The 13384-nt window shown below is 59.1% G+C and carries 13 protein-coding genes; 8 read left to right on the top strand and 5 right to left on the bottom strand.

Annotated elements, in window-relative coordinates; genetic code table 11:
- Window positions 1-10 precede the first annotated feature (10 nt).
- The 6 genes from QQK95_RS21895 (at window position 11) to QQK95_RS21920 (ending at window position 6640) form a co-directional block, all read left to right on the top strand.
- On the top strand, window positions 11-982 hold the full coding sequence (locus tag QQK95_RS21895) for a Fic/DOC family protein (protein WP_284276542.1): 972 nt from the start codon (window positions 11-13) through the stop codon (window positions 980-982).
- A 221-nt stretch (window positions 983-1203) separates the two neighbouring features.
- Window positions 1204-2091, top strand: coding sequence for an ArdC family protein (locus QQK95_RS21900; protein WP_284276535.1), 888 nt, complete (start codon window positions 1204-1206; stop codon window positions 2089-2091).
- 286 nt (window positions 2092-2377) lie between these two features.
- The gene (repA, locus tag QQK95_RS21905) at window positions 2378-3571 is read left to right on the top strand and encodes a plasmid partitioning protein RepA (protein WP_284276536.1); all 1194 of its coding nucleotides are present in this window, start codon (window positions 2378-2380) and stop codon (window positions 3569-3571) included.
- Window positions 3571-4587, top strand: a complete 1017-nt coding sequence (gene repB, locus QQK95_RS21910; RefSeq protein WP_284276537.1) for a plasmid partitioning protein RepB — start codon at window positions 3571-3573, stop codon at window positions 4585-4587. Before repA (QQK95_RS21905) ends, repB begins: the two co-directional genes overlap by 1 nt.
- Before the next feature lie 156 nt (window positions 4588-4743).
- Complete coding sequence (repC, locus tag QQK95_RS21915; RefSeq protein ID WP_284276538.1) at window positions 4744-5949, top strand: plasmid replication protein RepC; 1206 nt, start codon at window positions 4744-4746, stop codon at window positions 5947-5949.
- A gap of 211 nt (window positions 5950-6160) precedes the next feature.
- Entirely contained in the window at window positions 6161-6640 is a 480-nt protein-coding gene (locus tag QQK95_RS21920) for a DUF488 domain-containing protein (protein WP_182574645.1), read from the top strand.
- On the opposite strand, the gene QQK95_RS21925 is transcribed toward QQK95_RS21920, so the two are convergent.
- The 5 genes from QQK95_RS21925 to QQK95_RS21945 form a co-directional block, all read right to left on the bottom strand.
- Entirely contained in the window at window positions 6591-7424 is an 834-nt protein-coding gene (locus QQK95_RS21925; protein WP_284276539.1) for a hypothetical protein, read from the bottom strand. The genes QQK95_RS21920 and QQK95_RS21925 overlap by 50 nt on opposite strands.
- Window positions 7425-7558: 134 nt before the next feature.
- On the bottom strand, window positions 7559-8746 hold the full coding sequence (locus QQK95_RS21930) for a site-specific integrase (protein ID WP_284276540.1): 1188 nt from the start codon (window positions 8744-8746) through the stop codon (window positions 7559-7561).
- A 125-nt stretch (window positions 8747-8871) separates the two neighbouring features.
- The gene (locus QQK95_RS21935) at window positions 8872-9195 is read right to left on the bottom strand and encodes a helix-turn-helix domain-containing protein (RefSeq protein WP_038654663.1); all 324 of its coding nucleotides are present in this window, start codon (window positions 9193-9195) and stop codon (window positions 8872-8874) included.
- Window positions 9185-9544 carry a type II toxin-antitoxin system RelE/ParE family toxin gene (locus QQK95_RS21940; RefSeq protein ID WP_038654666.1) on the bottom strand — a complete coding sequence of 120 codons (360 nt, stop codon included), beginning with the start codon at window positions 9542-9544 and terminating at the stop codon, window positions 9185-9187. Before QQK95_RS21940 ends, QQK95_RS21935 begins: the two co-directional genes overlap by 11 nt.
- Window positions 9545-9794: 250 nt before the next feature.
- Window positions 9795-10091, bottom strand: coding sequence for a hypothetical protein (locus QQK95_RS21945; RefSeq protein WP_038654668.1), 297 nt, complete (start codon window positions 10089-10091; stop codon window positions 9795-9797).
- Between the two features lie 277 nt (window positions 10092-10368).
- Here QQK95_RS21945 and QQK95_RS21950 point away from each other — a divergent pair, with 277 nt between their 5' ends.
- On the top strand, window positions 10369-11499 hold the full coding sequence (locus QQK95_RS21950) for a site-specific integrase (protein ID WP_051726982.1): 1131 nt from the start codon (window positions 10369-10371) through the stop codon (window positions 11497-11499).
- Between the two features lie 665 nt (window positions 11500-12164).
- On the top strand, window positions 12165-13373 hold the full coding sequence (gene repA / locus QQK95_RS21955; protein ID WP_038654379.1) for a plasmid partitioning protein RepA: 1209 nt from the start codon (window positions 12165-12167) through the stop codon (window positions 13371-13373).
- Window positions 13374-13384 lie beyond the last annotated feature (11 nt).

Consider the following 13384-nt stretch of genomic DNA (forward strand, 5'->3'; position numbering starts at 1 on the left):
AACCAACTACATTAATGATCGAAATGCGTTCGATTTCATATCCGCGCACCAACGCCGCGCCACGGCCTTCCGCATGGCGGAAATTGCCGAAGGCGACGGTCCGCAAGGAAAATTCGACAAGGCGCATATTAAGGCAATTCACAACCACATCTTTCAGGACGTCTACGAATGGGCCGGCCACACGCGCAACGAAAGCCCGATCGTCGACGGGCGGCGCGTCGAGCCAATCGGTGGGCTCTCCAAAGGCGGCATCGCATTTCTGCACGGCTCCCGCATCGAGATGGGGCTCGACGAGGCGTTGAAGGCTATACGTGATCCCGATGTCTTGCGCGGCTCGACGCCAGAGCAGTTCGCCGAGCGTGCGGGCCAGGTGATGGCCGAGCTCAATTATGTACATCCCTTTCGCGAGGGCAACGGACGCACGCAGGAGGCGTTCATCGCCGAGCTTGGCCGTCACTACGGCCATGAGGTCGATTTCACGATCATCTCCAAGCCGCGCATGATCGAGGCCTCGATCGAAACCACGAACGACCCGTCAAGTGCGGCCATGAAACATGTGCTCGAGGACGCGGTAGACCCGAACCGCCGCGAAGCCCTTCGCGCCGCGTTTTCCGACCTCGAGGCGCGCGGCGAGAATCCGTTTGAGCACAACGTCCGCACGGCCCGCCCAGGCGAAGAAGTGGCCGGCCAGGTGCTCGGGCACGACGACCGCGTCGCCAGCATCGTCACGGACGAACGGATCATCGCCGTCGATCGCGCGGACCTCCCCGAACGACTGCCGGATGATGAAGCGGAAGTCACCTTCACCGCCCGATCCGACTTTTCCCGCCTTGGCCGTGAGCCACAGGCCATCGAGGCGCCCGTGCAGGCCGAAAGAGCCGAAGCGACCCTGCAAGGCACGCCGCCTGCCGAGCTGGCCATCGAGACGGATATCGCGGCGCAGCGAGCGCGTGAGCGCGATAGCGATGACCGCGAACGGTGACAGCGTCCGCAGGCGGCTTGCTCAGAGACCGTAGTTGACCGCCGGCGCGTTCGATGCGGCCGGCCGTCTCCATCCGTTGGGTGATTTGACGGACAAGCTACGACAGCCCCTCCCCCATGCAACCGCTGGCGCGGTCCTCCTCTCCGTTGCGGCCCTACGGGTGCATGGGCTCGTTTCGGCTATCTCCGGTCTTTGCCGTCAACCAACGGATGGAGACGGTCATGCAGAGCATCAAGGACACCTACCAGCGCATCACGGACACCATTGTCGAGCAGCTTGAAGCCGGTACCAAGCCGTGGATCCGCCCCTGGCGCGGCAATGCCCGCCGCAACGCGATCATTCCGCGGCGCGCTACCGGCGAAGCCTACCGCGGAATCAACGTCATCATGCTGTGGGTCGCGGGCCAGACGTTCGGCTACGAGGAAAATACCTGGATGACCTACCGGCAGGCCCAGGACTTCGGCGGTCAGGTCCGCAAGGGCGAAAAAGGAACCCTTGTCGTCAAGTACGGCACGTTCACTCCGAAGGATCACGAAGACGACGAAGACCGCGCGGTTCCGTATCTGAAGGGCTACCCCGTCTTCAATATTGAGCAGATCGAGAACATGCCGGATCGGTTCTTCAGTCCGGCCGAGGAGCTGCCGGGCAATCCGGTTCCGCACATCGAGACCGTCGAAAGCTTCGTCCAGAACACCGGCGCAAGCGTCAACTACGGTGGCACCAAAGCTTGCTACCGGCCCAGCATCGACGACATCCTTATGCCGGACCGCGGGCGTTTCGACAGCGAGGTTCACCTTTACTCGACTTTGCTGCACGAGGTTTCGCATTGGTCGGGCGCAAAGCATCGCCTGGACCGCGATCTGACCGGCAGGTTCGGCAGTGAAGGCTATGCCGTCGAGGAGCTCGTTGCGGAGCTCGCAGCATCGTTCCTGTGTGCCGACCTGGGCGTGGCGCATGATCCGCGCGACGACACAGCCGCCTATCTGGCGAACTGGCTCGCTGTCCTTAAGAATGACAAGAGGGCCATCATCACGGCCGCTGCCAAGGCGCAGGCCGTCGCTGAGTATCTCACCGCCCTGCAGCCGGGCGCCGTACAGGGAACCGCCTAAGAAGAAGCGGTTATCCGAATGGCGGCGGGGGACTTCGGCGCTATCCCAGGAGTCGGGGCCGTTCCCGAAACCTTCGTCGTTTCACGTGACTTGCATTTGGTTGTCCGCGGACAACCACTGCTCGGTCTGAGGTGTTCTCCTGCACATTCCTGTGAGTTGTCCGCGGACAACTAAGCTCGAAACGGCATCAGGGTTAAGCGTTTGTAAATTCGTAACGAATCGGGTCTTATTGTAACTGCGCAGTTTATCGCATCTTAGCATTAATTGCGCAGTTCGAGGGCTCAGGATGTTACAGACTTCCATTCAAAGCGGTGTACAGGAGCATCTGCCGTCCATGTTGTCGGCGGATTCGCTCGAACTGTCACGTCAGTTGCAGTTGCACCAGCAGAAGATTTTTCCTCCGAATTCTCAGAAGGCGATTCGTAATTTCAGCCCGGCCGAGGCCTCCTACTACATAGGCATCGGAGAAGGATATCTCAGGCAGGTCGCTTCCGAAGGCTATGGGCCAGAGCCGCTGGCTAACGGTCGGCGCATGTACACGCCGGACGACATGGGGCGGATTCGGCAGACTCTCGACGAAAAGAACGGGTCACCCAAATATGTCCCGAACCGCCGTCCTGGAGAGAAACTTCAAGTGATTGCGGTCATGAATTTCAAAGGGGGTTCCGCAAAAACAACCACGTCCGCGCACCTGGCCCAGTATCTGGCACTCAGGGGTTACAAGGTGCTTGCGATTGATCTCGACCCGCAAGCCTCGCTATCGGCATTGTTCGGCCATCAGCCAGAACTCGATGTTGGCGAGGGCGAGACGCTCTTTGGCGCTATCCGATACGACGAACCGCGACCGCTCTCAGAGATTGTCCGGGCGACATACACGCCGAATTTGCACATTGTGCCGGGCAACCTCGAATTGATGGAATTCGAGCATGAGACCCCAAAAGCGATTATGGCTGGATCGGCGGAATCGATGTTCTTTGCCCGGATCGGCGAAGTCCTGACCGACATTGAAAGCCTGTACGATGTGGTCATTATCGACTGCCCCCCGCAACTGGGCTTTTTGACGATGTCGGCGCTTTGTGCCGCGACATCGGTTCTCATTACCGTTCACCCACAAATGCTCGATGTGATGTCGATGAGCCAATTTCTGGCGATGACCAGCGAGTTGATGGCTGTCGTGGAAAGGGCAGGGGGACGCACCAGCTACGACTGGATGCGCTATCTTGTGACACGTTTCGAGCCGAATGACGGCCCGCAGAGCCAAATGACTGGATTCATGCGCGCCATCTTTGGGAATCGGATGCTTCATAACCCCATGCTCAAATCGACGGCGATATCCGACGCCGGCGTGACAAAGCAGACCCTCTATGAAGTCGAGCGGTCGCAATTCACGAGGGGAACTTACGACCGCGCAATGGAGTCCTTGAACCAGGTCAATTCGGAAATCGAAGGCCTGTTGAAGGCGACTTGGGGAAGGAAATAATGGCCCGCAAGAATCTCATTGAGGTCTCGGTTGATAACCAAGCCACTGAAACTTCATCGCCCATGACGGCTGCGAGACCGATCGCAGGCTTCGTCCCTCCTGCTGTGCGGAACACTCCCATTGGTGGGATCACCAAGACCCTCGGCAACATTACGCAGAAGTTCGAACGCGCGCAGGATATCGAGAAGCAGCTAGCCGAAGGGCAAACGATCATTGAGATCGATCCAGCCCTCGTTGATTCCTCTTTCGTCAGCGATCGCATTGGCATCGATGCCGTCAAGCTTGCCCAGCTTGGCGAGCAAATCAAGGACCACGGACAACAGGTGCCGATTCTTGTGCGCCCTCATCCAGACGCCCGGGGGCGGTATCAGGTCGCCTACGGCCATCGGAGACTGGCGGCCGTCAAGGTATTAGGGATCAAGGTCCGTGCGGTCGTCCGGGAACTTTCCGACGACCAGCTCGTCGTCAGCCAGGGGCAGGAGAACAATGCCCGGACCAATCTTTCATACATAGAGAGAGCACTCTTTGCAGTTCGCTTGGAAGACCGCTCGTTCTCCCGAGAAACCATTATGGCGGCCCTCGGGATCGATAAGGCGGCTCTGTCGAAAATGGCCTCGGTTGTGAGGCAGGTGCCAATCGAGTTGATCGAAGCAATAGGTGCTGCGCCTGAGATCGGCCGTCGGCGGTGGATGGAACTCGCCGAGCTGTTGCCGAAGGCAAACGTCAAAAACGTGCTGGCATCGCTGTCGGAACCAGAAACCAAGGCGCTCTCGAGCGATCGACGCTTTCAAGCAGTGGTCGATGCCCTGACAACAAAGCTTGAGAAGACGCCCAAAAGCATCGGCGCTTTCAAATCCTGGGCCCCCGATGACAAATCGGTTCGCGTCTCGCTGAAAGCCAACGGAAAGACCGCCACAATCGCTATTGGCGCGGTCAATGGGCCGCTCTTTGCCGCATACATTACCGACCGGCTGGATGACCTCTATGCCGATTGGCAGTCGAAGCAGGAGAACTGAAACCGCAAAAGAAAAAGGCCCCCGAACGTCGCCGTCGCGGAAGCCCTTCTCGTAGATCGCACTTCGAGAATCTCATTTCCGCGAATCAGTGTCAAGAGTTTTAAACGTCGATTCGGCGGACGGATTTCTTTTGCCTAATTGAAGGCGAAGGAAGAAATGGAGACGGGAATTGCAACGACGCCCTTTGGGCGGCGGCCGATGTCGCTTGCCATGCTGGCAGCGCAAAACGAGTCACGTGAGATCCCCAAGGGCAGGGTCGTCGACAAGTGGCAGATCTACCGCAACCTCTGCGAGGGCAAGAGCATCGTCGGCATCGGCGATCGCGCTCTGGCCGTCCTGAATGCGTTGCTATCATTCCATCCTGACAGCGAGCTGAGTGAGGAAAACGGCCTCATCGTCTTTCCCTCGAACGCACAGCTGTCCCTCAGGGCGCACGGAATGCCCGATGCCACAGTGAGGCGGCACCTGGCGGCTCTTGTGGACTGCGGGCTAGTCATCCGACGGGACAGCCCGAACGGCAAGCGTTATGCACGCAAGGGCAGAGGAGGGGAGATCGAGGAAGCATTTGGCTTCTCCCTGGCGCCGCTGCTGGCCCGTGCCTGCGAGTTCGAGGCGGCGGCCGAGCGTGTTCGCGCCGACAATAGGGCGCTCAGGCTTATGAGGGAACGCATTACGCTGCACCGCCGGGATATCCACAAGCTGATCGAGGCGGCCGTAGAGGAAGACGTGCCGGGCGACTGGGGAGGCCTGTGGAAGCGGTTCCGCAGCGTTGTGGAGGCAATTCCGCGTCGTGCATGCATTGCCGAGCTTGAACCTATCGTGGCTGATCTGGCCGCGTTGCATGACGACGTGGATATGTTGCTGGAAATTCATATGGAATCCACGAATCCGAGCGGCAATGACTCTCAAAGCGAGCGGCAGCAATCTGATTCAAATACCGACTCTATTTTTGAATCTGAACCTGCTTTGGAAAAAAGCGGGTCGACGGCCGAGCCAAGGACGAGGACCGCAGAGCCTCCGAAAACATACCCGCTAGGGATTGTGCTGAAGGCCTGCCCGGAAATTGCGGATTACGCCGTCGACGGGATTGGCAACTGGCGCGATTTAATGGTCACGGCGGCCCAGGTGCGCGGTTATCTCGGCGTGTCGCCTTCCGCATACGAGGACGCCTGCCATGTGATGGGGCAGGAAACCGCGGCAATGGTGATCGCCTGCATTCTGCAAAGGGCGCAGCACATCAATTCAGCGGGCGGCTATCTGCGCGTGCTGACCGATAAGGCTAGGGCAGGGGAGTTTTCGGTCGGGCCGATGCTGATGGCTGCTTTGAAAGCTAATGGGTCACCGACCAGGATGGCCGGATAACTGAGAGGGCACTGGAGTCCGCCGTGATAGCTTCATCCAGCCACGTTTCACCACTCATACCGTTGCTTTCGTTCTCCGGAATTTGGCGGAGGAGTTTGAGGGGCGAACATGATGGAACGGTGGCATTTCCGCGCAATCACACCAGGTCCTTAATGCGATCTTTCAGATTTTGTCGCTCAAGCTATATGGTGATTACGAAGGAGGCAGACCGATGACCAAGTCCATTTACACGTTCGGATATGAAGGGCTGACCATCGATCGCTTCATTGCTCGTCTTCAGGCTGCCGGAATCGATCTTGTCGTGGACGTCCGCGCCACGCCACTTTCGCGGAAACGTGGATTCTCGAAAACCTCATTTGAGCAGGCTCTTGCATCGGCCGGAATTTCATACACCCACGCAAAGGCGATGGGGTGTCCAAAGAACGTTCGCGACAGGTACAAACGGGATGGTAGCTGGTCGATTTATACGGCCGGATTTCTCCAGTATTTGGGCGGCCAAGACCAATCTGTGGAAGAAGTAGCCAAACTCACACGATCAAAAAACGCCTGTCTTGTATGCTTTGAGGCAGACTATCGGTTCTGCCATAGGACATATGTTGCTCGGGCCGTGGCCGATAAAACCGGCGCAGCGATATCCCATCTCACAGATCAAACAGAGATTGTTGACGCTCTCGGAGCGGTGGCCGCTTAGGGGGATAAATCAGGCTGACTATTAGCCATTGATCGGGAAACCTATGGATCGTGCCCATCAAGAAAATCAGGTCAGCTGCTGGCAAAACGCTTTCCAATTTTTCTCGGAACGGGGCCTCCCACTTCTCGCCATAGTTCTTTCGGCAATTCCAAAAAAGAGCGCCTGCCTCCCAGTCCGCGATTTTGTGCCGATACTCTGCCTGGACGCCTCCAACGTCGCAGCGGTAGCGATAGTGAAATTCAAACGGGAGTTTGCGAAGCGTTCTAATTGCTCGAGCATCAGCTGCATCGAATAGGCCAGCCTGCTGTTGATACTTCAGAAGCTTGTCCCGTTCCTGTGACGTCCAATCCGGGTTCGACGATGGCGTAACATCGACTGCCAAAATCCTCGAGGGACGCAGAAACGCCAAGGTGTGACCGGTCGATACACGTTCCGCTTCAAGCGCCGAAAATTCGTCGTGGATTCTCGCCTTATCTAAGAAGGCCCAACGTTCTGCCCATGCGTTTTTGGTTGAGACAGGGGGACCATCCCTGCCGATCGTGTCGACCTTAATGTGATGGCTTTCCGGTCGGTGGTCGTCCTTGGCCTTCTCGATCGTGGCTTTGATGAATTGCCATTTCTTGAACTGCTGATCGTCATTTATCAGACGAAAGGGCACCGGAAAAAGGCGGATCAGATGTCCGTTGTCTTCCATCCCTGCCACGCAAGAAGTCTCGGAATATTTGCTGCTTGGCGATGGGTATGTCTTGCATAGAATCAGAATTCTTGCCTTTCGCGTAGCCATCGAACCCCTCCCGGCCCTTGCCTAGTAAATTCACTTAAACAAGCGGTATATCGGATAGTCTTGAATCAGCGCTTACTAGATCTCGGAAAGGCGCTCCCAAGCTTCAAACCCCTCATCGGTAAGCACGATCTTGGTCAGGCAAGAACCCGCGCCGCCCGCCCGAGGGTCCGTTCCGCGTCATTGTAGTAGTTGGAGGCCTGTTGCACTGAGCGGTGCTGCGACTGCTGCATGGCTTCGGGCAGCGGAATACCGCGGCGGGCGGTTTCGGTGAGATAGCCAGAGCGCAGGCCATGGGCGGAAAACGCCGCCGGATCGAGTCCGGCCTCGGCGACGCGGCGCTTCAGGATCAGATTGACGGCCTGCGGCGTCAGGGCGCGGGTTTCGAGATTGCCCCAACGGTCGATGCCGCGGAATAGGGCGCCCTCGGCGATCCCGGCGCGCTCGAGCCAGCCTTTCAGAGCCAGAACAGGCCGGCCGACGAGCAGCACGAAGGCGTCGCTGTCGGCCTGTGTCGTCTTTGTCCGGCCGAGCCGGATCGACAGGCACGGGAGCATGTTCGAAGAATCCGGAACCTTGGGATCGGCCGGCACCGGCTCTTCTTCGACGATCTGCTCGAACCTGAGCGAAGCAATCTCGCTGCGGCGGCGGCCGCCGGAGGCGAAGGCGGTGATGAGCAGGGCGCGGTCGCGCATGTCGACGAGACGGTCGCCGGCGCAGGTGTTGAGCAGGGCGGCCAGAATGTCGGCGGTCACGGCTTTCTTGCTCTTGCGGCCGCGCGGACGGGCGCTGGCGCGCACCGCCAGTCTTATGGCGCTCTGCAGGCCCGGCGCATTGAACGTTCCTGTTAAACCGCGCCACTTGGTCAAGGTTGACCAGCTCGACAGACGCCTGCGCACGGTGGCGGGCGCGTGCGGTCCGTCGCTGCGCAAAAGGCCTTGGGATTTCAGCGTCGCCGCGACGTCGACCGGCATGCCGTGCGCCGGATCGGTCTCGCGTTTCGCAAGATCCCATAGATGGTGCGCGACGAATTTGATCAGCAGCGCCTGCGGCGCCGGCCAGGGCAGCGAAAGACCGGTCGCGGCGAGGGACCAGGCCTCGAGATAGCCGAGGTCTGAGGCCAGCGCCCGCAGCGAATTTGCACCGATCCCTTCTCTGGCGAGATGGCGCAGGGTTGCGACGTCGTCGTCGGTCAAAAGGCCAGCGAGAAAGTCGCGGCGGTCGAATGGCAGCACGGAATCGAGTGCGTCGAGTGCTTCGGCGCGACGCGCCACCAGTTCGGTGCTTTTGCGGCCGCCGGTGCGGGCAGGGGGCACTTCTGGCATCGAGGGGACCTTCCAGGGGGGGTTCTGGGGCCGTTGCGGCCGTGCATCGCGTGAATTCTAGCGGTTCCAGCGGCGAAAACAATCACTATCGATAAGATTGCATTATCATTCGTTTTTTAAAATGCCTACTGCAGCACCTGCAAACCGTGCTTTTCAACCACCGACAGAAGCTTCAGCGCCAGCCCGCTCGGCCGCTTGGCACCCGTCTCCCACTTCTGCACCGTCGATTCCGACGTGTTGAGATAGCGCGCGAACACCGGCTGGCTGACGTGATTGCGCTCGCGCAGCGCCTTTATCTTCTTTGCGTCGAATATCGTCGGCCGGGACAGGCAGGCTTCGTCGAAGGAGCGCAGGGTCTGCTTGTCGACCGTGCCGGCGCGCACCATGCCTTCCACCGCGCTGTGGATCGCCTCGAAGGCGTCGCTTTTGAATTTTCGTCTAATCGCCATCGCCAATCTCCATCAAAGCTCCAGCATTCAATTCCGCGGCCAGATCCGCGGTGGATTTGCGCCGGTAGAGCGCCGCAAGCTCGCGAAACGCACGCAATTCGTCATCATCGATGTTCGCCCTGTCCTGTTTGGCGAACAGATAGACGTAAACCCAAAACTCACCGCTCCTGGCGAGCAGGATCGATCGAAAGCGATTGTCACCGAGCCGTTTCTTGAAAACGCCTCCGCCGAGATCGTCCGCCTTGCCCTGAGCGGCCTCCCTGGCTGCCCGCGTAAGCGCTGCATCCGAAAGCCGTGCCTTGCGCGCCGCCTTGGCGAACCATGCTGTCTTAAATATGCGATCGGGCATGACGAAAGATAGCACTTGGTGCTATGGAATTCAATGGTGTCGCAACCGTACTGACTTATGGCGGACGAAGCCGACGATGAATTGCCCGTCATCGTTGAGATCTTCTCGCGATGGGCAGGGAAGGCCCTGATCCGGCGCCGACCAATAAGGTGAGGGGCCCTCCCCTGCCCAGGACGGGACGTGATCTGGTCGCCGTTCCCACCCGGCGATACGCCGCTGTGGTTTTAGGGAACGCAGTGCGGTCATGAGATCAAATGCCAAGATCGATGTCCGCGGGGACGCTGCCCGTGCGGCCCACGAGCCGGGCGCCAAAATCGTCCTCGAAGGCCAGCCGCGACAAGGCGAGCTCAAGCAGTTCGGTGTCGGAAGTCACATGCGCGCGCTTCTTAGCCGCCTCGATCAATTCCAACGGCACCCTGCCGGAAAGCCGTGTGGTCTTGGCCGCGCCAAGAAGGCCGACCGCCCTCGCCTGCTCAAGCACCAGTAGGTTGCGGGTGTGGGCGATCCGCTCCTCGCTTTCGGCTGCCGTCGCGCCACGATTGCTCATCCCGGAGTCTCCTGTGTTGAACGAAAGATAAAGAATGTTGACCATGCAAGCAAAGATCGGCACGGAGAGAGAGGGCCCTGAGAGTGTCATCTCTGGGATCGGACATGGCTCGTCGCCCAGTGATGCGATAGCCGGACCCAGCCGGTCATCGTACGCGACCGGATGCAAATCTCGGGGCTATTCCTCAAGCGTCTCGCGGTGGACAATCCGGCGCTTTGGTCGCACGTTGTGCTCTCAGAATCGCACGTTGCGACATTCCAATGAACGAGACCCCCCAATGGGCAGTGCCCGTAATTTCATGACGCCGCTCGAGGCGATCGACACCGACGACCTGCCTGACATTGTCGACGTCGTCATGGAGATGGGGCGCCCGGATGAGGCCCCCTCCCCTCCCCCGCAGGTCCTGGATTCGCGACAAGCCTCACTGCCTGCGCATCTCGAAAAGCTTGCCGACCGGGCACGTGATTATGTCGAGGCGGCGAGCTCGACAAACACCCGTCGCGCCTATGCCGCCGACTGGAAGCATTTTTGCGCCTGGTGCCGGCGCCAGTCGTTTGATCCGCTGCCGCCAGACCCACAGATCGTCGGCCTCTACATCACGGCCCAAGCCTCGGGATCGGCAAGGGACAAGAAGTCGGTGGCGACCATCGAGCGCCGCCTCTCGTCGCTGACCTGGAACTATGCGCAACGCGGTCAACCGCTCGACCGGAAGGACCGGCATATCGCCACCGTGCTCGCCGGCATCCGCAACAAACACGCCTCCCCTCCCCGTCAAAAGGAAGCCATCCTGCGCGACGATCTTGTCGCCATGCTGGAAACGCTCGACCGTGGCACGCTGCGCGGTCTGCGCGACCGCGCCATGCTGCTTTTGGGCTTCACCGGCGGCTTGCGCCGCTCCGAAATCGTCGGCCTTGATGTTGCGCGCGATCAGACCGAGGACGGCCGCGGCTGGATTGAGTTTTTCCCGGACAAGGGCGTGCTGGTGACGTTGCGGGGCAAGACCGGCTGGCGCGAGGTCGAAGTTGGTCGCGGCTCGTCCGACGCCACCTGCCCGGTCGTCGCCCTGCAGACCTGGCTGAAGCTGGCCCGTATCGCGCATGGCCCCCTCTTTCGCCGCGTCACCGGTCAGGGCAAAGCGGTGGGAGCCGAGCGGCTCAACGATCAGGAGGTGGCGCGGCTGGTCAAACGGGCGGCCTTGGCCGCCGGCGTGCGCGGGGATCTTTCCGAGGGCGAGCGCGGCCAAAAGTTTTCTGGGCATTCGTTGCGCGCTGGCCTCGCTTCCTCAGCCGAGGTCGACGAGCGCTATGTACAAAAGCAACTCGGCCACGCCTCGGTCGAAATGACCCGCAAATATCAGCGCCGACGCGATCGGTTCCGCGTCAACCTCACCAAGGCGTCGGGTCTCTGAAAAGCCCTATCCCCGAGGCGGCTACGCGCTGCTAGCTAGCGTTTCGGTTGGAAGCAAAAGCTACGGCGGCATCGCTTGAGTAGGCCTTTCGTCGAAGCGGTCTCCCCAAGACGCGAGTTGGCATTTGTTCGGGTCTCTCGATCCCCGCTTCAACGGGTTTGGGCGATGAGCGCTGTTCACATTTTTGTCCGGAGTGCGCAAGTCCGACATCATCATTCCGTCCTGACAATCGACGGCTATCTGCAGAGCCGCGATGGCGACGGGCTGATGAGAGCTGCACCTTCTCCTTGGACGAGCCATCAGCTGAGCCTTGCTAGCTTCGAAGAAGGAGAACATGGCGGCTTAGCAGCGTCGGTCGAAGGGCGGTCGAGTTTGAGCAGAAGCTGAATGTCCTTGTTCACCTATCAGGCTCTGGCACCGGTGCGGGTCGCTCAAAGGAAGTCAGGGATTGGTGCCTTGACGCTTGGATAAACCGGATTTGTCCGCAGACAAAATTGACAAATTGTGTAGCATATTCAGTTCCATGAATCGGATGATGTGATACTGGGCCGACATCATTAAGCTTTTGTTAACTTTAAATTTCTTGCCCGAGCGAACGAATCGGACATAATGACGGTTGCTTGGCGCTTTCGCGTCAAAAATCGTTTTTAGAGAGTCTCGATCGAATGAACGTGAGTTCGCCCTTGCCCACGAAAATCCCGCTGCTGTTTGAGAAAAGCATTCTCGATCAGGGCGACCAGATATCGAAGAAGTTGCACCTGCTTTCGATGCAGCGCTTCCCTCCCCATGCAAAGAAGAATCTTCGGTCGTTCTCCCTGGCCGAGGTTGCCACGTATCTGGGAGTTTCCCAGAGCCATCTGAAGAAACTGCATCTGGAAGGGAAGGGACCGGTGCCTGAGACCTCGACGTCGGGCAGGCGCTCGTACACCGCTGAACAGATGCTTGAGCTGCGCCAGTATCTCGACCAGTACGGTCGATCCGACGCCCGCATGTATGTTCCCCATCGGCGGCCGAGCGAGAAGCTTCAGATCTTGGCTGTTGTTAATTTCAAGGGGGGCAGCGGAAAGACCACTACCGCGGCGCACCTCGCCCAATATCTTGCGCTTACCGGGCACCGTGTCCTAGCAGTCGATCTCGATCCGCAGGCGTCGCTGTCTTCGTTGCACGGGTTCCAACCTGAACTCGACCAGACGAAATCGCTTTACGACGCGATTCGTTACGACGATGAGAGGGTGCCTCTCTCGGAAATCATCAAGCCGACGAATTTCCCGGGCTTGGACATCGTTCCAGCAAACCTAGAGCTGCAGGAATTCGAATACGACACACCTCTGGCAATGACGGACAAGTCTTCGAATGTGGGCAGGGCGTTTTTCACGCGCATCTCGAAGGCATTGATGGAGGTCGACGATCGCTACGATGTCATAGTTATCGATTGTCCGCCGCAGCTTGGCTACCTGACGATCACCGCACTGACCGCGGCGACGTCAGTGTTGATCACGATCCATCCGCAGATGCTCGATGTTATGAGCATGGGCCAGTTTCTGCTGATGCTCGGGAACATCCTGGAGCCGATCAGGGCGGCCGGTGCGGAGGTGAATCTGGAGTGGTATCGCTATCTTGTGACTCGATTCGAACCCACGGATCAGCCCCAAGCGCAGATGGTGGCGTTCCTGCATACGCTGTTCGGCGAATTCATTCTCAAGAACCAGATGCTGAAATCAACGGCGATTTCCGATGCGGGGATTACCAAGCAGACCCTCTACGAAGTTGAAAAGAATGCGATGACCCGTTCCACATACGAGCGGGCAATGGAAGCCTTGGACGTCGTAAACGGCGAAATCGTAGCTTTGATTCATGAAGCATGGGGGCGCTGACTTTGTCTGCT

It is taken from the genome of Mesorhizobium huakuii (assembly GCF_030160235.1).
In the GTDB taxonomy this organism is placed as follows: Bacteria; Pseudomonadota; Alphaproteobacteria; order Rhizobiales; family Rhizobiaceae; genus Mesorhizobium; species Mesorhizobium huakuii.

Coding starts and splice junctions, on each gene's coding strand:
- QQK95_RS21900 (WP_284276535.1), top strand. CDS start 1,204: ATGCAGAGCATCAAGGACACCTACCAGCGCATCACGGACACCATTGTC.
- repA (WP_284276536.1), top strand. CDS start 2,378: ATGTTACAGACTTCCATTCAAAGCGGTGTACAGGAGCATCTGCCGTCC.
- repB (WP_284276537.1), top strand. CDS start 3,571: ATGGCCCGCAAGAATCTCATTGAGGTCTCGGTTGATAACCAAGCCACT.
- repC (WP_284276538.1), top strand. CDS start 4,744: ATGGAGACGGGAATTGCAACGACGCCCTTTGGGCGGCGGCCGATGTCG.
- QQK95_RS21920 (WP_182574645.1), top strand. CDS start 6,161: ATGACCAAGTCCATTTACACGTTCGGATATGAAGGGCTGACCATCGAT.
- QQK95_RS21925 (WP_284276539.1), bottom strand. CDS start 7,424: ATGGCTACGCGAAAGGCAAGAATTCTGATTCTATGCAAGACATACCCA.
- QQK95_RS21930 (WP_284276540.1), bottom strand. CDS start 8,746: ATGCCAGAAGTGCCCCCTGCCCGCACCGGCGGCCGCAAAAGCACCGAA.
- QQK95_RS21935 (WP_038654663.1), bottom strand. CDS start 9,195: ATGGCGATTAGACGAAAATTCAAAAGCGACGCCTTCGAGGCGATCCAC.
- QQK95_RS21940 (WP_038654666.1), bottom strand. CDS start 9,544: ATGCCCGATCGCATATTTAAGACAGCATGGTTCGCCAAGGCGGCGCGC.
- QQK95_RS21945 (WP_038654668.1), bottom strand. CDS start 10,091: ATGAGCAATCGTGGCGCGACGGCAGCCGAAAGCGAGGAGCGGATCGCC.
- QQK95_RS21950 (WP_051726982.1), top strand. CDS start 10,369: ATGGGCAGTGCCCGTAATTTCATGACGCCGCTCGAGGCGATCGACACC.
- repA (WP_038654379.1), top strand. CDS start 12,165: ATGAACGTGAGTTCGCCCTTGCCCACGAAAATCCCGCTGCTGTTTGAG.